The sequence below is a fragment of the Kitasatospora sp. NPDC048194 genome (assembly GCF_043202455.1).
Classification (GTDB): Bacteria; Actinomycetota; Actinomycetes; order Streptomycetales; family Streptomycetaceae; genus Kitasatospora.
Window position 1 is genome coordinate 22,982 of the sequence record NZ_JBIDAK010000031.1, and the last position, 21,364, is coordinate 44,345.

Below are 21,364 nucleotides of genomic sequence, written 5' to 3' on the forward strand. Positions count from 1 at the left end.
ACGGGCCCGTCGGGCCGGTGACCAGGGGACGGACACCGGCCCGGCGGGCCCATGACCGGGAGGCCGACCACGGCCCGCGCCGGCCGGTCGCGGCCCGAGCTAGCCGATCAACTCCTTGAGCAAGTCCTGGACTTCGTCCTGCGTCATGGCCTCGCCCTGGGCGTACGCCTCCTCGTACCCGGCGTCGCCCAGCAGGCCCTGCAGGGCAGCGGCGGACCGCTCGCGGTCGGCGCGGTCCAGGTAGCCGCCCTTCGGGCCGTTCAGCACGTTGTACGCGCCCAGCAGCACGGCCGCGAGCCGGGCCCGGTCCAGGTCCCCGTCGCGCTCGGCGAAGACGCGCAGCACCCCGGCCACGGCCGGCACCACCATGACCGTCATCTGCTCGACGAATCCGGAGGAGGACATGGCCGACCGCAGCATCCCGCGGCCCTCCCGGATCAGTTCGAGCCCCCGTCCCGGATCGCCGGCCCGGGCCGTGATCCAGCCCCGGGAGGCGCTGAGCAGCCCGGAGACGACGCCCGGCGCGAAGAAGCCCACCCTGGTCTCGTCGAGGGCCTCCAGTTCGGCCAGCGCCCGTGCGTAGTCACCGCGGTGGGCGTGCACCCCGCAGAGCGTCAGGTGGCCGAACAGCCACGCGCCGGCGTCGGTCTGGCGCATGCCCGGCGCTTCGACGGAGGCCAGCGCCTCCCGCACGATCCGTTCCCCGCGTTCCATGTCCCGTTCCAGCAGCGCGTTGCCGAGGTTCACCCGCAGCATCGGCACCTCGTGCGGCGCGCCCAGCTCCTGGGCCAGCTCGATCGCACGCTCGTACGCGGAGACGGCGGCGTCCACCTCGCCCCGGTTGGCCAGCGACTCGCCCTGCGCTGCCAGCGCCTGGGAGATCCCCCAGAGGTTGCCGGCCTGCCGGTACAGCTCCAGGGAGCGCTCGCCGTCCAGGAGGCCCTGCTGCTCGCCGCCCGGCCAGTCGTTCATCATCTTGGCCCGGAGCTGCAGGATGAACGCCTGGTCGTTCGCGTCGCCGTGGCGCTCGCAGCCCTCGACGGCGTCGTCCAGCAGGTTCTTCATCAGGTCCAGGCGGCCGGTCAGGAAGGCGCCGAACACCCGCATCAGCGCCGGGAAGCGGTAGGCCTGGGGAAGCTCCCGGGCGTAGACGTCCAGCAGGTTCCGGGCGACCGCGACCACTTCCTCGTCGCCGATCACCTCCAGGTTGCCGTCGAACAGTCCGACCATCCGGTACAGCGCGAGCAGCCGGCGAGCCTCCTCGACCACACCCTCGGGCATCGGCACGCCGTACGCCAGGACGTTCCGCTCCAGCGGCACCGGCGGCGGGGCGTCCGGGGCGAACGGGTCCGGGCCGAGCGCGCCGACCGCGTCGTACCAGCCCCGGGCCTCCAGGCTGTACCCGCGCAGCGACCAGTACCAGCTCATGCCTAGGGCGAGGGCCAGCGCCTGTTCCTCGTCCCGCCGGTCCACCGCGCGGCGCAGCGCGGCCCGGACGTTGTCCTGCTCCCGTTCCAGGACGGCCAGCCAGTGCAACTGCTGCGGTCCGTGGATGTGCCGGTCGGCCGCGGCGACCAACTCACGGAAGTGCGCGAGGTGGCGGCCCTCGGTCGCCTCCGTCTCGGCGGCCTCGGCGAGGCGCTCCTGGGCGTACTCGTTGATGGTCTCCAGCATCCGGTAGCGCGGCAGCCCCCCGCCACCGAGGTCCGCCACCAGGAGGGACTTGTCGACCAGCGAGAGCAGCAGATCGGCGACCTCGTCGCGGGACACCTCCACGCCGTCGGCGCAGATCGCCTCGGCGTCCTCCAGTCGCCAGCCGCCGGCGAACACCGACAGGCGCCGCAGGACGGCCCGCTCCCGTTTGCCCAGCAGGTCCCAGCTCCAGTCGACGACCGCGCGCAGGGTCTGCTGGCGCGGCAGCAGCGTGCGGCTGCCGGCGGTGAGCAGCGCGAAGCGGCTGTCGAGGCGGTCGGCGATCTGACCGGCCGTCATCACCCTGAGGCGGGCGGCGGCCAGTTCGATGGCCAGCGGCAGGCCGTCCAGGCGGCGGCAGATCTCCGCGCAGGCCTCCGGCTCACTGTCCGGATCGTAGCCGGGGCGGGCGGTGGCGGCGCGCTCGGCGAGCAGGCGCAGCGCCACGGGCGCGGGCAGCGGCTCGACCGGCAGCACGCTCTCGCCGGGCACGCCGAGCGGTTCGCGGCTGGTGGCGAGCACGGTGAGACCGGGGCACTCGACGAGCAGGGCGGCGGCGAGGTCGGCGGCCGCCTGGATCAGGTGCTCGCAGTTGTCGAGGACGAGCAGCATCCGGCGGTGGGCGCAGTGCTCGACCAGTCGGCGCAGCGGGTCCTCGGCGCGCTTCTCGATCACGTCGGCGACGAGGCTGCTACTGCTGTGGAGGACCATCTCGCGCAGCCCGAGGGCGGAGACCACGGCGGCGGGGACGGCGTCCGGGCTCTCCAGCGGGGCGAGTTCGGCCACCCAGACTCCCTCCGGCCAGCGGCCGGCGGCGAGTTCGGCCCGGCCGGCCTCCACCGCGAGGCTGGTCTTGCCGGAGCCGCCGGGGCCGGTCAGGGTGACCAGCCGGCCGGCTGTCAGGAGTTCGCGCAGGCCGGCCAGGTCGCTCTCACGGCCGACGAAGCTGGTCAGCCGGCCGCGCAGGTTGCCCGCGGCGCGCGGGGGCTCGGGTGCGGGTGCGGGTGCGGGTGCGGCTGCGGGGGCGGATGCCGGCGCCGGGGCGGGTGCCGGCGCCGGGGCGGCTGCCGGGGCGGGTGCCGTCGGAGTCGGCGACGGTATCCGCACCGGCTCTGCGGAGGCGAGCAACTCGGCGTACAGGGACTGGAGTCGGCGCCCCGGGTCGACGCCGAGCTCCTCCGCCAGGGTGCGCCTGGTCCGCTCGTAGTGGCGCAGCGCCTCCGCGGTGCGCCCGCTCTCGTGCAGCGCCCGGAGCATCAGCAGTTGCAGCGGTTCGTCCAGCGGCTGCCGTTCGCACAGCTCGGCGAGTTCGGCGACCAGCTCGGCGGCCCGGCCGAGTCCGAGGTCGGCGGTGATCCGGTGGCGGCGGGCCTCCTCGCGCTGGGCCTCCAGCCGGGCGGCGGGCCCGGTGCGGTCGGGCAGGTCGGCCAGGGCCGGGCCGCGCCAGAGGGCGAGCGCGGCGCGCAGCCGCTCGGCGGCGAGGCCGTGGTCGCCGGCGTCCAGGGCTCGCCGGCCCTCCGCGCTCAGCCGCTGGAAGTCGGCGACGTCGGTGGCCGGGTCGGTCAGCCAGTACCCGGCGGGGCCGGAGCCGATCCGGTCCCGGCCGACGGTGCGGCGCAGCCGGCCGACCAGGGTCTGCAGCGCCGCCGAGGAGTCCTGCGGCGGCTCGGCGTCCCACACCTCGTCCACCAGCTGGTCGGCCGGGACGGGCCGGCCCTGGCGCAGGACCAGCGCGGTGAGCAGGGCCCGCAGCCTGGCCCCGCCGAGCGGGACCGGTGTGCCGTCGTCGTGGTGGGCCGTGGTCGTCCCGAGGATGCCGTAGTACACCGGTCCATTCTGGTCGATGGGCGACGCCGGGGCCGCACAATTGTGCTGGCTCGCCCGCTGCGGCCCGGGCGACGGAACCGCCGGCGAGCCCTCGGACGTTCACGGGGCACGGCTTGTCCGGCCACCGGCCCGCCCGGCATGATCGGCCCTGCCGGTCTTCCCCTTCCCCTGCCCACGGAGCACCCCACCATGACCTTCGCCGCCACGCCGCGATCCCGCAGCGAGAACCGCCGGATCAGCCCGGTGTTCTGGGTGCTCCTCGCCGTCCTCGGCACGTCCGCCTGGTCGGTGTACGCCGGCTACGGCAACGTCCGCTTCGGCGTGTTCCTGTTCGTGGTCGCGGGGTGGATGGTGTCGCTCTGCCTGCACGAGTACGCCCACGCGCGCACCGCGCTGCACGGCGGCGACATCACCGTCGGCGCCAAGGGCTACCTCACGCTCAACCCGCTGAAGTACACCAACGTGCTGCTCAGCATCGTCCTGCCGCTCGTCATCATGATCATCTCCGGCTTCGGCCTGCCCGGCGGCTCGGTGTGGATCGAGCGGCACCGGATCCAGGGCCGGCTCAAGCACAGCCTGATCTCGGCGGCCGGGCCGCTGGTCAACGTGGTGTTCGCCGTGGTGCTGCTGGTCCCGGTCGGCGCGGGCTGGCTGGACGACTCGACGCTGCACGCCTCGAACTACGGCTACGAGCTGCCCGTCTCGCCGTTCGCCTGCGCGCTCGGCTTCCTCGGCCTGCTGCAGCTCAGCGCGGCCCTGCTGAACCTGCTCCCGGTGCCCGGCCTGGACGGCTACGGGATCGTCGAGCCGTGGCTCTCGGCCAAGACCCGGCGCGCGGTGGAGCCGTTCGCGCCGTACGGGATGCTCGCGGTGTTCGCGCTGCTGTGGCAGCCCGAGGTGAACTCGTTCTTCTTCGGCATCGTCCACGACCTGATGAACCTGTTCGGCGTGGACACCGACTACGCGACGGTCGGGCGGTATCTGTTCAGCTTCTGGAAGAGCTAGGCCTGCTCGGCGGCGGCGGCGGCCGCAGCGGCGAGCTTCTCCTTGCGGCGGTTCATCCACAGCACGTTGCTCGCCACGCCGGCCAGCGGCAGCCAGATCAGCCCGATCCAGAAGCCCGCGAGCACCGAGACGACGGCGGCCGCCAGCGCGAGGACGGTGACGATCAGGGCGATGAGGGACGTGCGAGGCATGACGCGGGGCTCCTAGCGGGTGGGGCGGACGGCCGGGTTGCGACCGCCCCCCATTGTCGCCGACCTCACCCCCGGGCGAGGCCCAGGGGGAGGCCGACACGGCGTCCGCCGGTCACCCGCCGGTCACACGTCGGTGACCCGCAGGCCCGCGTGGGCCTTGTAGCGGCGGTTGACCGAGATCAGGTTGGCCACCAGCGCCTCCACCTGGTGGGCGTTGCGCAGCCGGCCCGCGAAGACGCCCCGCATGCCGGGGATCAGGCCCGCGAGCGCCCGCACCACGTCGGTGGCGGCCCGGTCGTCGCCGAGCACCATGACGTCGGTGTCGATCCGCTCGACCGACTCGTCCTGGAGCAGCACCGCCGAGAGGTGGTGGAAGGCGGCGGTGACCCGGGAGTCCGGCAGCAGCGCGGCGGCCTGCTCGGCGGCGCTGCCCTCCTCCGGCTTCAGCGCGTAGGCGCCCTGCTTGTCGAAGCCCAGCGGGTTGACGCAGTCGACGACGATCTTTCCGGCCAGTTCCTCCCGCAGCGAGCTCAGGGTGGCGGCGTGGCCGTCCCACGGGACGGCGACGATCACCACGTCGCTCTCCCGGGCGACAGTGGCGTTGTCGGCACCGCGCACGCCGACGCCCAGCTCGGCGGCCGAGGCCTCGGCCCGGGCCGCGTCCCGGGAACCGATGATCACCTGCTGGCCGGCCTTGGCCAGCCGCAGGGCCAGGCCCCGCCCCTGGTCGCCGGTGCCGCCGAGGACACCGACCACCAGCTGCGAGACGTCCGGCACGTCGTGGGCCGGGTTTGTCGCTGAATCGAGGGAAGTCATGGGCCGATCCTGCCAAATCCCCGGCCGGGCGCGACATTCTGGGCCGCATGGACGCGGTGAGAGTTTCGGCACTCCGGCAGCGGCTGGCGGGCACCGGCTGGCTGGAGGCGGCCGGGGGCTTCGCCGCCACGCTGCGGCGTTCGGTGGAGCGGCGCGGGGCGGGCGAGCTGCTGCTGGTCGGCACGGAGGTGTACGAGCCCTGGCACCTGGCCGCCCACCTGGCGGACGAGGCGGCCTGGTCGGCCGTGCCCCGGCTGGCCCCCACCCTGCTGCGGCACCGGCCCCCCGCGGCCGCCCCCGCCCACCTGGCGCACGGCCTGCCCCGGCTCGGCGAAGCCCGGCGCGGGGCCACCGTCCTGGTGGTGGCGCCCGGGGCGGCCGGCGCCCCGCTGCTGGAGCGGGTGCAGGACGCCCGCCGGCACGGCGCGACCGTCCTCGCGCTCGACGGCGCCGCCCCGGGGGCGCCGGGCGAGCTCGGGGGGATCGCCCATGAACGGCTGGCCGTGGGCACCGCCGACGAGGAGCCCTTCGACCTCGCCCAGCACCTGGTCAGCGCGGCCGCCGGGCAGCCCGCCGGGCGCCGCTCCGTCCTGGACCGGCTGGCCGAACTCGCCGGGCGGCTGACCTCGGCACCCGCGCTCAGCCGCTGGTGAAAAACCCGTTGCGGGGGCCGGACGGCCGTCCGAGGATGGTGGTCCGTGAACGACGACGAACCGGCGCATACCGGTCGGCTGCGCACCCTGCTCGGCTCCCTGACGCCCGATCTGTCCCCGTGGCGCGCCTCGCGCGACTTCCGCTACCTGTGGACGTCCGGCTGCATCACCAGCTTCGGCAGCTTCCTGACGTACGTCGCCGTCCCGATGCAGATCAAGGACCTCACCGGGTCCTCCTTCGCGGTCGGCCTGATCGGCGCGGTCGAACTCGTTCCGCTGATCGTCTTCGGCCTCTGGGGCGGCGCGCTCGCCGACGCCCTGGACCGGCGCAAGCTGGTGCTGCGCTCGGAGGCCGCGCTCGGCCTGCTCGCCGCACTGCTGCTGCTCAACGCCCTGCTGCCGCATCCGCTGCTCTGGCCGGTCTACCTCGTCGCCGCGCTGGTCGCCGCCTGCGACGGCCTGCAGCGGCCGGCGCTCGACTCACTGCTGCCGCGGATCGTCGCGCACCAGCACATGTCCGCGGCCTTCGCCCTCAAGTCCCTCTACCACAACGTGGCTTCGGTGGCCGGGCCGGCGCTGGCCGGGGTCGTGGTGGCCTTCTCCGGGGTGCGGACCGCGTACGCGCTGGACGTGCTCACCTTCGCCGTCTCGTTGCTGCTGCTGGTCCGGATCAGGGCGGTGCCCCCGCCCACCGGGGCCGAGCGCCCGTCCGTGCGGGCGGTGCTCACCGGGGTGCGGTACGCGTGGAGCCGCAAGGACCTGCTGGGCACCTACGCGATCGACACCCTCGCCATGCTGTTCGCCTTCCCGGTGGCCGTCTTCCCCTTCCTCGCCACCGAACTGGGCGCGGACTGGGCGCTCGGCCCGATGTACGCGGCCTCCGCCGTCGGCGGGCTGCTGGTCGGCGCGACCAGCGGCTGGACGTCCGGGATCCACCGGCACGGGCGGCTGCTGGTGGCCGCCGCGGTCGGCTGGGGCGCGGCCATGGCGCTGGCCGGGCTGTCCGGGAACGTCTGGGTGGTGCTGATCGGGCTGGCACTGGCCGGCGGCGCCGACGAGATCAGCGGGATCGCCCGCGCGACCATGTGGAACCAGTCCATCCCGGACGCGGTCCGCGGCCGGATGGCCGGCGTCGAACTGCTCAGCTACTCCGTCGGCCCCCAGCTGGGACAGGTCCGGGCGGGCACCATGGCCGGGCTGGTCGGCGTGCGGGCCGCCGTCTGGAGCGGTGGCCTGGCCTGCGTGGTCGCCGTCCTCGCGGTCGCCGCCGCGCTGCCCCGGCTGCTCGCGTACGACGACCGCACCGACCCCCACGCCGCGGCGGTCCGGGCCGAGCACGAGCGGGCGGAGCGGGAGCGGGCCGCCGCTGCCACGACCGCCGCCGCCGAGGCCTGACCGGACCGGGCGGCGGCCGGCCACCGGGGTCGCGCCGGCCGGGCCGGCCGGGCGGTCCCCGCGGCCCCGGCTACTCCGCCTCGCCCTCCGGCTTGTCCGTCCACCGCGGGTCGTTCTGCCACTCGCGGTTGCGCTCGTCGGCGATCTGCAACGCGTGGGCGGCCTCCTCCGGGCTGCCGTACGGGCCGAGGCGGTCCTTGGCCGGACACTCCGGGCCCTCCTCGACCTTCCCGTGCTTGATGCAGTAGAACCACTCACCGGGCTTGCCGGTCGGCTTGCGGTGGAATCCCAGTGGCATGACGCCCTCCCGTCCAGACATAGGGTCGGTACCGATCATTCCCGCGCCCGGACCCATCCGCACACCGCCCGGGGCCACGGGGCCCGGCGGCTAGACTCGCCGCCATGGCTCTCGTACCCGGCATCCAGTCCCCCACCCGCAAGGTCCCGGCGCACATCGCGCGCCCCGAGTACGTCGGGCGGCCCGCCCCGACGCCGTACACCGGGCCCGAGGTGCAGACCGCCGAGACGATCGAGAAGATGCGGATCGCGGGCGGGATCGCCGCCCGGGCGATGGCGGAGGCGGCCAAGCTGATCGCGCCCGGGGTCACCACCGACGCGCTGGACGCCGTCGCCCACGAGTACATGTGCGACCACGGCGCCTACCCGTCCGACCTCGGCTACCGGGGCTTCCCCAAGTCGATCTGCACCTCGGTGAACGAGGTGATCTGCCACGGCATCCCGGACTCGACGGTGCTGCAGGACGGCGACATCGTCAACATCGACGCCACCGCCTACATCCACGGGGTGCACGGCGACCTCAACGCCACCTACCTGGTCGGCGACGTGGACGAGGAGTCCCGGCTGCTGGTCGAGCGCACCCGGGAGTCCCTCGACCGGGCGATCAAGGCGGTCAAGCCCGGCCGGCAGATCAACGTCATCGGCCGGGTCATCGAGTCCTACGCCAAGCGCTTCGGCTACGGCGTGGTGCGGGACTTCACCGGACACGGCATCAACACGTCGTTCCACTCCGGCCTGATCATCCCGCACTACGACAGCGAGCGGGCCACCGAGGTGATCAAGCCGGGCATGACCTTCACCATCGAGCCGATGCTGACCCTGGGCACCTACGACTACGAGATCTGGCCGGACGGCTGGACGGTCGTCACCAAGGACCGCAAGCGCACCGCCCAGTTCGAGCACACCCTGGTGGTCACGGCGGACGGCGCGGAGATCCTCACCCTGCCGTGACCCCGGCCGTCAGCCGATGAGCCACTGCTCCTCGGCCACCGCGCCCACCTCGGTGCAGGCGTCGGTGAGCACGTCCAGGACGCGCAGCGGGTCCGGCAGCGGCTGCTCGGGCCCGCGCAGCCACCGCACCTCGGAGCCGTCCGGCAGCGCGGCCGGCGGCAGCAGGGTGTACGAGCCGCGGCAGTGCCAGCGCAGGCCGGGGTGCTCGGACATGGTGTCCGGGGTGGAGTCGAGCGCGCTCGGCCACCACTCGTCCTCGTCCTGGGGGGTGCCGCGGGTGGCGGTGAAGAAGAGGTAGCGGTCCTCGCCGACGGCGGCGACCGGACCCTCGACGCCCAGCGCGGTCAGCCGCTCCAGCGCCAGCCGTCCGGCTTCGGCCGGGACGTCCAGCACGTCGTGCACCCGGCCGGTGGCGGTGACGAAGTTGGCGTGGGGGTCGCGGGAGAGCCAGCGGGAGAGCTGGTCGGGGTCGGTGGTGGCCTGGGTCTGCCAGGCGAAGGAGACCGGGTGCTGAGCCGGCGCCGGACAGGCCACCCGGTCGCAGGAACACCGGTACCCGGCCGGATGGGCGGCGGGCGCGAGCGGGAATCCGGCGCGCACCGCGCCGAGCAGCTGATCCAGTCTGGCGGCCGGGTCCGGGCCGCCCGGGCGGGCCCGCTGTCGCTCACGCTTCTGCCACCAGGTCGTCCACCTGCTGCCGGCTTCCATCGGGCCCCTTCCGCGCACTGCCGTGCCTGGTGCGACACAGCGTTCGACGTACCACTCCGACGCAACGCACAGCGCCCCCCGCTGCTTCCCGGAAGGTGCTCGGCCCTGCTGTCCGCGCCCCGCCGACCGAGGCCCGGGGTCACCGGACGGCCGACGCCCGGGTCACGGTACGAAGTCGCGGCAGCACGCTGTCCGCGCCGGTTCCGGCCGGAGGGCACGGCGATCCGCGCCTCGCCCGGCCCGTACGGGGCCCGCTGACCCGGGGTGGACCCCGAGGGCGTACAGGAAGGATAAGGGTGCGCGGGGCCTCCGGATGACCGGGGGCGGTGCCTCGCCGGTCACACTCCGGCCACCGGGCCCTCACCGGGCCTCCCCTTCGCGGTGCTCCCGCCGTGACCGCCGTGCGGGGATGAGACCCTGGAGGGATGAAGAGCGCGGACACCGAATTCGTCGGCGGCCCCCTGGACGGGAAGGTCCTCCCGATCCCCCTGGGGCCGATGCTGGGCGTGCCGAAGAAGTACAAGGTGCCGGTCCCCGCGCACGGCGACTCCCCCGCGCGCACACTGGTGTACGTCCGGAGCAAGCAGGTCCGCGGCCTGAGTTGGTTCTGGCGCTACGAGTACGACGAGGCGGCCACCGCCAAGGCCTCCGGCTGACGGGCCGCCCGCCGCGTCCCCCTCATCGCCTCCCCGGGAGGTCCGCATGGCCAGAGCGGTACGGCGTCCCGTTCGCCACCACCGGAGCCGCGCGCAGGCGGTCGCCCACCACAACCGGCAGGTCGCCTGGACCACCGGGGTGCTGCTGCTGGTGGTCTGCCTCTACACCGTGACGATCGGGCCGGACGGCTGGCTCTGGTTCGCCTGGGCGGTGCTGCTGCTCGCCTGCGTGGCCCTGTTCGTCGTCCGGCCCTGAACCCGGGAGCCGTCCGCTCCGCCCGGCTCCCGGGATCGGCCGGGTCCGCAGGGTTTGCAGCTTCCCGTCGCCCCCCCCTGCGCCGGTCAGTCATCCTCGGCGAGGATCAGGTACAGCTTCTTCCGGGCCTCGGTCAGCACCGCCAGGCCCTTGGCGCGCTGCGCCTCGGTGCCGGTCCGCATGACCTGCTGGACGGCCTGCCCGACGGCGGCGAGCGCCTGGCCCACCTCCTGGACTGCCTCCCAGTCGGCCTCCCGACCGGCCTCCGCCCACGGCTCCGCCGGCCCGGCCTCGGCCTCGGCGCGGCCCGCCTCGGTGAGCGAGACCAGCCGCTTGCCGCCGACCTCCTCCGCGGTGATCAGCCCCTCCTCCTCCAGCAGCTGGAGGTTCGGGTAGATCGAGCCCGGGCTGGGCCGCCAGGCCCCGCCGGTCCGCTCGGTGATCTCGGCGATCATCTCGTAGCCGTGCATCGGCCGCTCCTTGAGCAGCGCCAGCAGCGACGCCCGGACGTCACCGCGCCGAGCCCGACCGCCGCGCCGCCCGTGCGGGCCGCCGCGCCGGGCCCCGTGGCCGGCGAAGCCGTGCCCGAACGGCCCGCCCCGCGGCGGCCCGAACCCGCCGAAGGCCTCCCGCCCCTCGAAGCCCTCCCCGGGCATCCCCCGGAACTCCGGGCCCGGCCCACGGCGCCGTCCGCCACCGCGCGGACCCTCTCCACGAAATCGCATTCCTGAGCGCATGGCGCTCACCTCCTTGTTCGTCGAAACAGTCGAGTTACTGTCTCGATAGTTCGACGATATATCGGTGACTGTCGCTCGTCAACGGATCCCGACACGGACCTGCCGGACGTGTGACAGCGAAGGTGGGCGGCATGCCACTGAAGTCGAGCCGACGGACCGACGCGGCGTGAGTGGGGCGGTGCCCCGGTCCGTTGGCGCCGGCCGCTGCGGTCCAGTCCGGGCGACCTGGGCGTGACGCGGCGCGCGTACAGTTGGGCCGCCCATGCTCGTGCGGCTGTGAAGGAATCGCGACTGTGCACCCTGACGTCGAGCGCCTCATAGCGCTGTTGCCGCCCGGGCCGGGGAGCGGGGAGCGACTCGACTGGGTGGAGGTCGAACGGGACCTCGGTTGCCGGCTGCCGGCCGATTTCCGTGACCTCGTCGCCGTCTACGGCGTGGGCACCGTTGACGAGTGCCTGATGGTGCTCCCGCCCGTGAGCGGAGAGCACGAGTCCGGGATCGCTTCCGTGGGCCAGATGACGCCGACACCCGAGAAGACCGCGTGGCTTCTGCACACGAAGTCCGACTATCCGCTGTGGCCGGAGCCCGGGGCGCTGGTGTGCGGTCTCCGCCTGGTGGACGGCAACGGCGACCTGTGGGGCGGCGTCTACTGGCGCACGACGGGTGCCGTTCCCGAGCAGTGGCCCGTTGTTCTGTGGGAGCGTCATCGCCCCTTCGTCGAGTTCGACCTGAGCATGACCGGCCTTCTGGTGAAGTGGCTCACCGAGGCCTCGGACATCGACTTCGATCGGCGCCTGGTCTTCGGGGCTCCCCATTCACGGTTCATCCACTGGCGCGTCGAGCGCGAGATGCGCCGGCAGGGCCTCGACCCCTGGGACTACCTGGAGCCGCTCCACATCGAAGCGAACGAGGCATGGGAGGAGCAGAACCTGAGGCCTCGTCCCGGGCCATGACCCCACGGCCGGCGCAGTTCGAGCAGGTCAGCGCCCTTGGCCGCCGGTGTGCACGAACCGGGTCCACCACCGCCTCGAGCCGGACGTCCCCATGGCCGCACAGGCCTGCCGACGGGCCCGGTTCGCCGACAGCCGCACCGGCCCGCCGTCGCTGGCGCAAACCGGCGTCCGTCGAACTTCACTGGCAAACCGTCCATCTTTGCTGTCACAGGGCACGGCCGCACGGCTCGGGCGGGGGTCAGCGGATACGGTGACGGGCATGGCCGGTGAACGAGACCTTGCGACTCTGTTGCGCGGGATGCGCCCGCGGCTCCACCCGGGGCGGTACGTCTACTGCACGCTCCCCGCGAGGGTGCCCGCCGGGATGCGGCCGGTGGTGACCGTCGCCGAGCCCGAGGGGGTCACGGTGGTCGTCGCCCAGGAGGAGGCGGACGCGCTCGGGCTGCGCTACGCGTACGTGGCGGCGTGGATCACCCTGGAGGTCCACTCGGCGCTGGAGGCCGTCGGGCTGACCGCCGCCGTGGCCGGGCGGCTCGCCGAGGAGGGGATCAGCTGCAACATGGCGGCCGGGTTCCACCACGACCACCTGTTCGTCGCCGCCGACGACGCCGAGCGGGCCGTGCGCGCCCTGGAGGAGCTCGCCGCCCGTTCCGCCTGACGGTGGCGCCGGGTGGCCGCCGCCGACCGCCCCTTCGACACTGGAGGGAGCCGCCCCGCCTGGGCCGGCCCCACCGGAAGGAGACGGCCGCCATGGCCACCTGTGTCACCTGCGGCAACGACTACTGGCTCGCCTTCGAGATCAAGACGGTCACCGGCGACAGCTACACCTTCGACAGCTTCGAGTGCGCGATGGAGAAGCTCGCGCCCCGCTGCGAGCAGTGCAACGTCCGCATCGTCGGCCACGGCGTCGAAGTGGCCGGCATGTTCTTCTGCTGCGCCAACTGCGCCCGCGTCAACGGCGGCCTCGGCGAACAGATCCGGGACGCCGTCGGCTCCCGCCCCGCCTAGGGCCCGTCTTCAAACCCCCGTCGTCCGCCCGGAGGGCGGGCGGGGCGGCGTTGGGGTGCGTGCATCGCAAGGCGGAGGAGGGAGTCCATGCGGAGCATCGGCGACCGACGACAACGCGGCGAGGCGCGTGCCCCGGCGTCGGCCCGCAGGCGGGGGTTTGAAGACGGGCCCTAGGCCCGTCCGGCGCGACGCCCTGATGCGAAGGCCCTCCGGCCCGCTCGGTGAGCGCGGCCGGAGGGCCTTCGGACGTCCAGGGGCGGAAGAGTCGGCCTGTACGCCGGGTTCTGTCTCCCGGGTCGCTCGCGCAGCCCGGGGAGGCGGTCATCCATCTAGGACTGCCGTTGCCGACAGCCTCGTGCGGTCCACCCGCGGACTCGGGCGAGCAGCCTTCGGACGTCCGCGCACGGTGCCCGAGGGCACCGATCTTGACCTTGCTCCAGGTGGGGTTTACCGAGCCGGCCGGGTCACCCCGGTCGCTGGTGGTCTCTTACACCACCGTTTCACCCTTACCCACGCGCCGAAGCGGTGGGCGGTCTGCTTTCTGTGGCACTGTCCCGCGGGTCACCCCGGGTGGGCGTTACCCACCACCCTGCTCTGTGGAGCCCGGACGTTCCTCGGCGGGTCAGGGACCCGTCGCGACCGCCCGGCCGGCTCTTCCGCCGTACTGGTCATCGTAGCCGCTCGGGCGGGGCCTCCTGCACACCGGACCGGGCCGCGGGCGGCTCGGCCCCGAGGCGGGCGGCCACCCGGGCGGCCGTCCCGGTGGCCCAGGCGGTGGTGGTGGCCAGCCCGAGGACGAGGATCACCGAACCGAGGCCGACCAGGATCCACCAGCCGGCGTGGCTGGCCGGGGCGAACCCGGTGGCCATCGGGCCGACCACGGCCGAGGTGACGACCGTGCCGATCACCGCCACCCCCAGCGACTGGCCGACCTGGCGGCTGGTCGAGGCGACCGCGGCGGCCACCCCCGCCTGGGCGCGCGGCATCCCGGAGACGGCCGCGTTGGTGATCGGCGGGTTGACCATGCCGAAGCCGAAGCCGAACAGCGCGTACGCGACGAGTAGCAGCGCGGAGGGCGAGTCGGCGGTCAGCCGGGTCAGCAGCAGGCCGCTCGCGGCGAGGCAGAGCCCGGCGACGGCCAGCGGCACGCGCGGGCCGCGGCTGCTGACGATCCGTCCGGACACCGGCGAGCAGACCAGCATCATCCCGGCCATCGGCAGCGTCCACAGGCCGGCCTCGACCGGGCCGTAGTGCCGGACGGTCTGCAGGTAGAGGGTGTTGAGGAAGAGGAAGCCACCGAGCCCGGCGAAGGCGCAGACCGCGGTGACGGTGGCGCCGGTGAACGGGGCGCTGGCGAAGAACCGCGGGTCCACCAGCGGCTCGGCGACCCGCCGCTCCCAGAGCGGGAAGGCGACCAGCGCGGCCACCGCCGCCGCGGCGAGGGCGAGGATCAGCGGGGAGGTCCAGCCGTTGCCCGGGCCCTCGATGATCGCGGCGGTCCCGCAGCCCAGCAGGACGATCATCAGCAGCTGTCCGAGCGGGTCGAGCCGGCGCGGCCTCGGCGCGCGCGACTCGGGAACGTAGCGGATGGTCAGCAGGATCGCGGCGAGCGCCACCGGGACGTTGATCAGGAAGATCGACGGCCAGCCCGCGCCGTCCACCAGGAAGCCGCCGAGCAGCGGCCCCAGCGCCATGGAGATGCCGACCACGCCGCCCCAGACGCCGATCGCCCGGGCCCGCTCCCGGGGATCGGTGAAGGTGTTGGTGATGATCGACATCGCCACCGGGTTGAGCATCGACCCGCCGACCGCCTGCACCGCCCGGAACACCACCAGCCACTCCAGGCTCGGTGCCTGGCTGCACAGCAGCGAGCCGAGCGCGAAGCAGGCCAGCCCGATCCGGAACACCCGGCGGCGGCCGAAGCGGTCGGCCACCGAGCCGAACAGCATCAGCAGCGAGGCCAGCACCACGGTGTAGGCGTCGATGATCCACTGCAGCCCGGAGGCCGGGGCGTCCAGGTCCTTCTGGATCGCCGGCAGGGCGATGTTCACCACGGTGTTGTCCAGGCCGACGATGAACAGGCTCATGCAGCAGATCGCGAGGACGAGCAGACGGCGGCGGCGCCCGGGGTCGGGGGCGGCGGGCGTGGCGGGCGCGGGGACTGGGGCGGGGGCGGGGAGCGAAGCGGCATCGGGCACGGACCGATCCTCCCACCGCCGGGCGGGGGCGGGGCCGCGGATCGGACCGTCCGGGTGGCGGGATCCGCGGGTTCCGGCGGCGGCCGCTCAGACGGCGGAGAAGCGGACCGTCCGGGTGGAAGGATCGGCCTCGGTCAGGCGGACGTCGATCACCCGGCCGAGCGGGAGCGGCGGCGCGGCGGCCGCACGCTCGGGGCCGGCCGGGGTGTCCGTGCCCACGCCGTCGACCGGGCCGACCGGGGTGCCGGTGCCCACCCCGCCGACCGGGCCGGGCGTGCCGTCCGCCGGGCCGACGGCACGGTCGCAGCGGGCCCGTACGGCCGGCTCGCGCAGCTGGACGGTGCCGGAGCCGGGGCGGTGCGCGTCCACCTCGATGACCACCGCGGAGAACTCCTCGCCCTCCCGGCCGGCCAGCAGCTCCGCCTCCACCAGGTCCACGCAGGCCCGTTCCACCTCGGCCGCCCGCCGGTCCCCGCTCGCCATCAGCGCCGGTACGGCCGGCAGCGCCTCGCGCGCCCAGTCCGGCACGTCCTCCCCCGCCGCCACCGCCGCGCACACCTCCTGCGCGAAGCGGTCGCCGAGCCGCCGCAGCGGAGCGGTGCAGTGGGCGTACGGGGCGGCCAGCGCGGCGTGGCCCGGCTCGGCGGGGGCGGGCAGGCCGCGCGACTCGTCGAAGGCCTGGTAGCCGGCGCCGCGCAGCAGTCCGGTGCAGGCGTTGAGGAAGGCCGCGTCGAGCGGGGCGCCCGGGTCCAGCGAGCGGACGAGTTCCGGGTACGGGAGGTCCTTCGGCCAGTCCACGTCCAGTGCGGCGGCGATCCGGCGCAGCCGGTCGTACCCGGCGGCGGGTGCGGCGGGCAGGGTGCGCAGCAGGCCGACGCCCGCGTCCAGCATCAGCTCGGCCGCGGCCATGCCGGTGAGCAGGGAGATCTGGGCGTTCCAGCCGTCGGCGGGGGTCGGCGCGCGGTAGCCGAGGACGTAGCCGTGCAGGGTCTCCTCCACCTCCTGCTCGGGCACCGGCAGGCTGATCCCGCCACGGGCGCGCTCCTGCTCCTCGCGCAGCCTGCCGATCACCGCGAGCAGGGCGAGCTGTTCGTCGGCGCCGCCGAGGTCCACGGCGCGCTGGACGGCGGCGTAGTCCAGGCGCCGGTGCGAGCGGACCAGGGCGCGGCGGACGTCGGCCAGCACGACGGCGCCGTCGGCGTCCAGGTCCAGCTGCCAGAGCAGGGCGGGGCGCGGTTCGCCGGGCAGCAGGCTGGCGGCGTCCTCGGAGATCCGGGCGGGGTGCAGCGGGACGCGGTGGTCGGGGAAGTAGAGGGTCTCGACCCGGCGCCGGGCCTCGGCGTCGATCGCCCCGCCCGGCCGGACGAAGGCGGCGACGTCGGCGATCGCGTAGTGCACCCGGTAGCCGCCGCCCGGGCGGTGGCTGAGGTGCATGGCCTGGTCGAGGTCCCGGGAGCCCGGCGGGTCGACGGTGAACAGCGGCAGCTCGGTGGCGTCGTACCCGGGCAGCCGCGGCCGCTCGGCCGCCTCCTCCGCCTCGGCGAGCACCTCCTCGGGCCACTCGGTGCGGATCTCCAGGCGGGCGCGGAGTTCGGCCAGCTCGGTGTTGATCCGGGCGGAGTCGGCGGCCTTGACGCGCAGTTTTCGGCGGGGCATGGACGCCAGGGTAGGGCGGAACCGGGCGGTTCCGGACGGAGGCTCAGCGTCCCAGCAGGGACTTCAGGTCCTCGCCGCGAGGGTGACCGCGTCGTCGTAGCCCCCGGTGGCCAGCCGCAGCACGAAGGCCACGGCGTCGTCCGGGTGCGGATCGGTGTACGGCTCGGCGTTGTAGTCCAGGAACAGCAGCATCGCCTCGAAGGCGGTGCGCTTGTTGCGGTCGACGAGCGGGTGGTTGCGGGCCAGGCTCTGGCCGAGGGCGGCCGCCTTGGTCCAGAGGTCGGGGTAGGCGTCGCCGCCGAACAGGCTCGCCCGGGGGCGGGCGATCGCCGAGAGGAGGCCGCCGAGGTCGCGGATGTTCTCCCGGCCGCCGGCGAGGTAGGTGACGTCCTCCAGGTCGAGGTACTCCGTCACAGGTCCTCCGTCACAGGTCCTTCAGCCTCTCCAGCGTCTCCGCGTTGGCGGCGCGGATCCGGGCGACCATGGCGGCGCGGCGCGCGGCCCTGCCCGGTGCTCCCTCGGCGAGCGCCGGGGGGACGTCGGAGCGGGGGACCTCGAAGGCCAGCTCGGCGGTGTCCGATCCGGCCGGGGCCTCGGTCACCCGCATCCGCCCGGCCATCACCGCCTCGGCCGCGGCCCGCACCGCGAACTCCAGTGCCTGCCGGGTCTCCGCCGGCAGGCCGGCGGGCAGGCTCACGGACAGGGGCTCCACCGCGGCGTCGCCGTCGTCGGGCTCGGTGTTCAGGGGACGGATGGTCATCTCGTTCACTCTCCTCCGGGCTCACCGTAGTGGTGAACGCCGGGCGCTCCCACCGCATTGCCGCCGGTCTCGCCGGCCCTGGCCGTACCGGCGGCCCGTGCCGCGGCTGCCGGCTGCCGGCTGCCGGCTGCTGGCTGCCGGCTGCTGGCACCGGCGTAAGCACTCCTACGGTGGGGGGAGGCGAACGGCTGCGGAGGGGGTTCGGACGATGGCTGGTACGGGTGGGGGTGCGAGCGCGGCTGCGACTGCGGTGCGGGTCACCGGGGGTGCGGTGTCGGCGGCGCTGGCGGTGACGGGGGCGCTGCACGCGGTGTGGGCGGTCACGCCCTGGCCGCTGCGGACGCCGGAGGAGTTCGCGGACGCCGTGGTGGGGACGGGGGACGGCGTGCCGCCGGCGGGGGCGTGCCTGGCGGTGGCGGGGCTGCTGGGGGCTGCCTCCTACCTGGTGGCGGCGGAGGCGGGGGTGCTGCCGGCGGGCGGGTCGCAGGGGTCGCGCCGGGCGGGGGCGAGCCCGGCGGGGGTGCGGGCGGTGGCCGGTGTGCGCCGGGATGAGGCGCGCCGGACAGGGGTGCGCCGGGCCGGGGCGCGCCGGGCAGGGGTGCGGGCGGTGGCCGGGGTGCTGCTGGCACGCGGGGTGGCCGGGCCGGTGCTCTTCGGGCGCGTCAGTGCGCGCACGGAGCGGTTCCGGCGGCTGAACGTCCGGTACTACTCGCCCCTGTGCGTGGTGCTGGGAGCTGGAGCGGCCGCAGTAGGGTGGCGGGGTTCGTCTGCCACAAACTGTTGAGGAGTCCGCTGTGCTGGTGCTGTTGCCGCCCTCGGAGGGCAAGGCCGCGTCCGGGGACGGCGAGCCCGTCGCGCTCGACCGGCTGTCGCTGCCGGGACTGACGGCGGCGCGCGGCGCGGTGCTGGACGCGCTGGTCGGCCTCTGCCGGGGCGACGAGGACACGGCCGCCGAGGTGCTGGGGCTCACCCCCGGGCTGCGCGGGGAGATCGCCAAGAACGCGGGCCTGCCGACGGCGGGCGCCCGTCCGGCGGCCGAGGTGTACACCGGGGTGCTGTTCGACAACCTCGACCTGGCCGGGCTGGACGCCGCCGCGTACGGGCGCGCCGAGCGTTCGCTGCTGGTGTTCTCCGGGCTGTGGGGCGCGGTGCGGATCTCGGACCGGATCCCGTCCTACCGCTGCTCGATGGGTGTGAACCTGCCCGGACCGGGGGCGCTCGGCGCGCACTGGCGGGGCGCGATGGCCTCGGTGCTGCCGGAGGTGGCGGACGGGCTGGTGCTGGACCTGCGCAGTTCCGCGTACGCGGCGGCCTGGAAGCCGGCCGGCGAGGTGGCCTCCCGTACCGCGACCGTCCGGGTGCTGCAGGAGCGGAACGGCAAGCGCACGGTGGTCAGCCACTTCAACAAGGCGACCAAGGGCCGGCTGGTGCGGGACCTGCTGGTCGCCGGGGCCGAGCCGAAGACGCCGGACGAGCTGATGGACGCGCTGCTGGAGCTGGGCCACCGGGTCGAGCTGGCGGCAGAGGGCACGGCGCGCAAGCCGTGGCAGCTGGACGTGGTGGTCACGGAGGTGCACTGACCGCCGGTGCGCTGGCCGCCGGCGCGCTGGCCGCCGATGCACTGACCGCCGGCGCGCTGACCGCCGGACCGTTGGCGGCAGCACGGCCGGCGGCGGGAGCACAGCCGAGGCCGGGCCGCGGGCCCGGGGACGGTCAGCGCAGGTGCGAGGTGTCGTTGAGCAGCCGCAGCGAGGCGTTGCCGTCCGCGTAGTACTGGACGGCGCAGAGCGAGGCTGCGGACAGCTCCATCCGGTACATCGAGTCGGGCGGGGCGCCGAGCGCCAGCCGGACGAGCGTCTTGATGGGGCTGACGTGGGAGACCACCAGCACGGTCTTCCCCGGGTACCGGGCGAGGATCTTGTCCCGGGCCAGGCCGGCCCGGTGGGTGAGGGTGGCGAAGCTCTCGCCGCTGCCGGTCGGCCTGGCCTTGGCTGAGCCCAGCCAGGCCGCGAGGTCGGCGGGGTAGCGCTCGTGCACCTCGGCGAAGGTCAGGCCCTCCCAGTCGCCGAAGTCGACCTCGCGCAGCCCCTCCTCGTACCGGACCTCCAGGCCGAGCCGGGCGGCGACGGTCTCGGCGGTCTGCCGGGTGCGGCGCATCGGGGAGGCGACGACCGCCTGGATGCTGCCGCGCGCGGCCAGCGCCTCGGCGGCCCGTTCGGCCTGCCAGCGGCCCTTGTCGGAGAGCTCCGGATCGGTGCCGCCGCTGCCGGAGAAACGCTTCTCCGGGGTGAGCGGGGTCTCGCCGTGGCGCAGCAGCACGAGCGTGGTGGGGGTGCCGAGGTCGGCGGGGGCGGCCCAGCCCGCCTCGGGCGCCGTGGTCTCCAGCGGGGGCTCCGCCACGGTCGCCGGGGCCTTCGGCCGGGGCTCCCACTGCCGGCCCGCCCGGCCGGCGTCCATCGCCTCGTTGGCCAGCCGGTCGGCGTCCTTGTTCCGCTCGCGCGGGATCCAGGTGTAGCTGACCCGGTCGCGCGGGAAGACGGTGCGCGCCTCGGCGGCGAGCGGCTGCATGTCGGGGTGCTTGATCTTCCAGCGCCCGGACATCTGCTCGACGACCAGCTTGGAGTCCATCCGGACGTCCACCGAGGCGTCCGGGTCGAGGGCGTGCGCCGCCCTGAGGCCGGCGATCAGGCCCTGGTACTCGGCCACGTTGTTGGTGGCGTGGCCGATGAACCCGGCGGCCTCGGCGACGAGCTGCCCGGTGTCGCCGTCCCGGACCACCGCGCCGTAGCCGGCCGGCCCCGGGTTGCCCCGGGACCCGCCGTCCGCCTCGACGACGAAGCGCGCCGCCACCGGATCAGACGCCCGAGTCGGCGGTGCGGACCAGGATCCGCGAGCAGTTCTCGCAGCGGACGACCTTGTCGGCCGGCTCGGCCTTGATGGCGTTCAGCTCGGTGATCGAGAACTCGGTGCGGCAGCCCTCGCAGCGGCGCTGGTAGAGGCGGGCCGCGCCGACACCGCCCTGGGTCTCGCGCAGCTTGGCGTACAGCTTCAGCAGGTCGGCGGGGATGACGGCGGCGACGGCCTCGCGGTCGCGCTTGACCTTCTCGGCCTCGGCGTCGATCTCGGCGAAGGCGGCGTCGCGGCGGCCCTCGGCCTCGGTGAGGACGACGGTGGAGTGCTCCAGGCGGGCGGTCAGCTCCTCGACCCGGCTGTTGGCGCTCTCCTGGCGCTCCATGATCTCCAGCACGACCTCCTCGAGGTCGCCCTGGCGCTTGGCCAGCGAGCCGATCTCGTGCTGGAGGTTCTCCAGGTCCCGCGGCGAGGTGATCGCGCCGGAGTCCAGGCGCTGCTGGTTGCGGGCGGCACGGGCACGGACCTGCTCGACGTCCTGCTCGGCCTTGGCCAGCTCACGGGCGGTGTCGCCCTTCTGGGCCTCGGCGGCGACGACGAGGTCCTTGAGCGCGGTGTGGTCGGCGGTGGCCTTCTCGATCTCGGCGTGCTCCGGCAGGCTCCGGCGCCGGTGGGCCAGCTGGTCGAGCTTCGAGTCGATGGCCTGGAGGTCGAGCAGGCGGATCTGGTCGGCGGGCGCGGCGTTCAAGCGGAAA

23 protein-coding genes and 1 other RNA gene are annotated in these 21,364 nt (G+C 74.6%); 11 read left to right on the forward strand and 13 right to left on the reverse strand.

Annotated features, from left to right (window positions below; translation table 11 throughout):
* Window positions 1-99: 99 nt before the first annotated feature.
* Window positions 100-3,519 (reverse strand): BTAD domain-containing putative transcriptional regulator, encoded by a 3,420-nt coding sequence (locus tag ACGF07_RS28505; protein ID WP_392903286.1) that lies wholly within the window; start codon window positions 3,517-3,519, stop codon window positions 100-102.
* Window positions 3,520-3,708: 189 nt separating this feature from the next.
* Between ACGF07_RS28505 and ACGF07_RS28510 the strand changes: the two genes are divergently transcribed.
* Complete coding sequence (locus ACGF07_RS28510; RefSeq protein ID WP_392903288.1) at window positions 3,709-4,524, forward strand: site-2 protease family protein; 816 nt, start codon at window positions 3,709-3,711, stop codon at window positions 4,522-4,524.
* Here the strand turns inward: ACGF07_RS28510 and ACGF07_RS28515 are convergent.
* Both ACGF07_RS28515 and npdG read right to left on the reverse strand, forming a co-directional pair.
* The gene (locus tag ACGF07_RS28515; RefSeq protein WP_392903290.1) at window positions 4,521-4,715 is read right to left on the reverse strand and encodes a hypothetical protein; all 195 of its coding nucleotides are present in this window, start codon (window positions 4,713-4,715) and stop codon (window positions 4,521-4,523) included. The genes ACGF07_RS28510 and ACGF07_RS28515 overlap by 4 nt on opposite strands.
* 123 nt (window positions 4,716-4,838) lie before the next feature.
* A complete protein-coding gene (npdG, locus tag ACGF07_RS28520; RefSeq protein ID WP_350743860.1) occupies window positions 4,839-5,531 on the reverse strand; it encodes an NADPH-dependent F420 reductase in 693 nt (230 codons plus the stop codon).
* 47 nt (window positions 5,532-5,578) lie between these two features.
* Here npdG and ACGF07_RS28525 point away from each other — a divergent pair, with 47 nt between their 5' ends.
* Entirely contained in the window at window positions 5,579-6,184 is a 606-nt protein-coding gene (locus ACGF07_RS28525) for a hypothetical protein (protein ID WP_392903292.1), read from the forward strand.
* Between the two features lie 45 nt (window positions 6,185-6,229).
* The gene (locus tag ACGF07_RS28530) at window positions 6,230-7,579 is read left to right on the forward strand and encodes an MFS transporter (RefSeq protein WP_392903294.1); all 1,350 of its coding nucleotides are present in this window, start codon (window positions 6,230-6,232) and stop codon (window positions 7,577-7,579) included.
* Window positions 7,580-7,649: 70 nt separating this feature from the next.
* Here ACGF07_RS28530 and ACGF07_RS28535 read toward each other — a convergent pair whose 3' ends face one another.
* A complete protein-coding gene (locus ACGF07_RS28535) occupies window positions 7,650-7,877 on the reverse strand; it encodes a hypothetical protein (RefSeq protein WP_350743863.1) in 228 nt (75 codons plus the stop codon).
* A gap of 104 nt (window positions 7,878-7,981) precedes the next feature.
* Between ACGF07_RS28535 and map the strand changes: the two genes are divergently transcribed.
* A complete protein-coding gene (gene map / locus ACGF07_RS28540) occupies window positions 7,982-8,827 on the forward strand; it encodes a type I methionyl aminopeptidase (protein WP_350743864.1) in 846 nt (281 codons plus the stop codon).
* Between the two features lie 9 nt (window positions 8,828-8,836).
* Here the strand turns inward: map and ACGF07_RS28545 are convergent, their stop codons facing one another.
* Complete coding sequence (locus ACGF07_RS28545; protein WP_350743865.1) at window positions 8,837-9,535, reverse strand: bifunctional DNA primase/polymerase; 699 nt, start codon at window positions 9,533-9,535, stop codon at window positions 8,837-8,839.
* A 425-nt stretch (window positions 9,536-9,960) separates the two neighbouring features.
* Between ACGF07_RS28545 and ACGF07_RS28550 the strand changes: the two genes are divergently transcribed.
* Together ACGF07_RS28550 and ACGF07_RS28555 are read left to right on the forward strand one after the other, a co-directional pair.
* Window positions 9,961-10,191 (forward strand): hypothetical protein, encoded by a 231-nt coding sequence (locus tag ACGF07_RS28550; RefSeq protein WP_350743866.1) that lies wholly within the window; start codon window positions 9,961-9,963, stop codon window positions 10,189-10,191.
* A gap of 46 nt (window positions 10,192-10,237) precedes the next feature.
* The gene (locus tag ACGF07_RS28555; protein WP_350743867.1) at window positions 10,238-10,447 is read left to right on the forward strand and encodes a hypothetical protein; all 210 of its coding nucleotides are present in this window, start codon (window positions 10,238-10,240) and stop codon (window positions 10,445-10,447) included.
* A gap of 86 nt (window positions 10,448-10,533) precedes the next feature.
* Here ACGF07_RS28555 and ACGF07_RS28560 read toward each other — a convergent pair whose 3' ends face one another.
* Window positions 10,534-11,184 carry a PadR family transcriptional regulator gene (locus ACGF07_RS28560; protein ID WP_392903298.1) on the reverse strand — a complete coding sequence of 217 codons (651 nt, stop codon included), beginning with the start codon at window positions 11,182-11,184 and terminating at the stop codon, window positions 10,534-10,536.
* Between the two features lie 293 nt (window positions 11,185-11,477).
* Between ACGF07_RS28560 and ACGF07_RS28565 the strand changes: the two genes are divergently transcribed.
* From ACGF07_RS28565 to ACGF07_RS28575, 3 genes are all read left to right on the forward strand, one after another.
* Window positions 11,478-12,137, forward strand: a complete 660-nt coding sequence (locus tag ACGF07_RS28565) for a hypothetical protein (RefSeq protein WP_392903301.1) — start codon at window positions 11,478-11,480, stop codon at window positions 12,135-12,137.
* Window positions 12,138-12,396: 259 nt separating this feature from the next.
* Window positions 12,397-12,795 (forward strand): ACT domain-containing protein, encoded by a 399-nt coding sequence (locus ACGF07_RS28570; protein ID WP_350743869.1) that lies wholly within the window; start codon window positions 12,397-12,399, stop codon window positions 12,793-12,795.
* A 92-nt stretch (window positions 12,796-12,887) separates the two neighbouring features.
* Window positions 12,888-13,145, forward strand: coding sequence for a Prokaryotic metallothionein (locus ACGF07_RS28575; protein ID WP_350743870.1), 258 nt, complete (start codon window positions 12,888-12,890; stop codon window positions 13,143-13,145).
* Between the two features lie 257 nt (window positions 13,146-13,402).
* On the opposite strand, the gene rnpB is transcribed toward ACGF07_RS28575, so the two are convergent.
* The 5 genes from rnpB to ACGF07_RS28600 form a co-directional block, all read right to left on the reverse strand.
* Window positions 13,403-13,800: RNase P RNA component class A (gene rnpB / locus ACGF07_RS28580), an RNA gene on the reverse strand.
* Window positions 13,801-13,813: 13 nt separating this feature from the next.
* Window positions 13,814-15,256: an MFS transporter gene (locus tag ACGF07_RS28585; RefSeq protein WP_392903371.1), complete on the reverse strand. Its 1,443-nt coding sequence runs from the start codon at window positions 15,254-15,256 to the stop codon at window positions 13,814-13,816.
* 174 nt (window positions 15,257-15,430) lie between these two features.
* Window positions 15,431-16,999 carry an RNB domain-containing ribonuclease gene (locus ACGF07_RS28590; RefSeq protein ID WP_392903304.1) on the reverse strand — a complete coding sequence of 523 codons (1,569 nt, stop codon included), beginning with the start codon at window positions 16,997-16,999 and terminating at the stop codon, window positions 15,431-15,433.
* 63 nt (window positions 17,000-17,062) lie between these two features.
* On the reverse strand, window positions 17,063-17,413 hold the full coding sequence (locus tag ACGF07_RS28595; RefSeq protein WP_392903306.1) for a type II toxin-antitoxin system death-on-curing family toxin: 351 nt from the start codon (window positions 17,411-17,413) through the stop codon (window positions 17,063-17,065).
* A 10-nt stretch (window positions 17,414-17,423) separates the two neighbouring features.
* Window positions 17,424-17,759 (reverse strand): hypothetical protein, encoded by a 336-nt coding sequence (locus ACGF07_RS28600; protein WP_350744216.1) that lies wholly within the window; start codon window positions 17,757-17,759, stop codon window positions 17,424-17,426.
* A gap of 208 nt (window positions 17,760-17,967) precedes the next feature.
* Between ACGF07_RS28600 and ACGF07_RS28605 the strand changes: the two genes are divergently transcribed.
* Both ACGF07_RS28605 and yaaA read left to right on the forward strand, forming a co-directional pair.
* Window positions 17,968-18,543: a DUF3995 domain-containing protein gene (locus tag ACGF07_RS28605; protein ID WP_392903308.1), complete on the forward strand. Its 576-nt coding sequence runs from the start codon at window positions 17,968-17,970 to the stop codon at window positions 18,541-18,543.
* A 10-nt stretch (window positions 18,544-18,553) separates the two neighbouring features.
* Complete coding sequence (yaaA, locus tag ACGF07_RS28610; RefSeq protein ID WP_392903310.1) at window positions 18,554-19,339, forward strand: peroxide stress protein YaaA; 786 nt, start codon at window positions 18,554-18,556, stop codon at window positions 19,337-19,339.
* Between the two features lie 133 nt (window positions 19,340-19,472).
* Here yaaA and ACGF07_RS28615 read toward each other — a convergent pair whose 3' ends face one another.
* Both ACGF07_RS28615 and ACGF07_RS28620 read right to left on the reverse strand, forming a co-directional pair.
* Complete coding sequence (locus tag ACGF07_RS28615; protein WP_392903313.1) at window positions 19,473-20,609, reverse strand: bifunctional RNase H/acid phosphatase; 1,137 nt, start codon at window positions 20,607-20,609, stop codon at window positions 19,473-19,475.
* Window positions 20,610-20,613: 4 nt separating this feature from the next.
* A complete protein-coding gene (locus ACGF07_RS28620; RefSeq protein WP_350744219.1) occupies window positions 20,614-21,357 on the reverse strand; it encodes a C4-type zinc ribbon domain-containing protein in 744 nt (247 codons plus the stop codon).
* Between the last annotated feature and the right edge of the window lie 7 nt (window positions 21,358-21,364).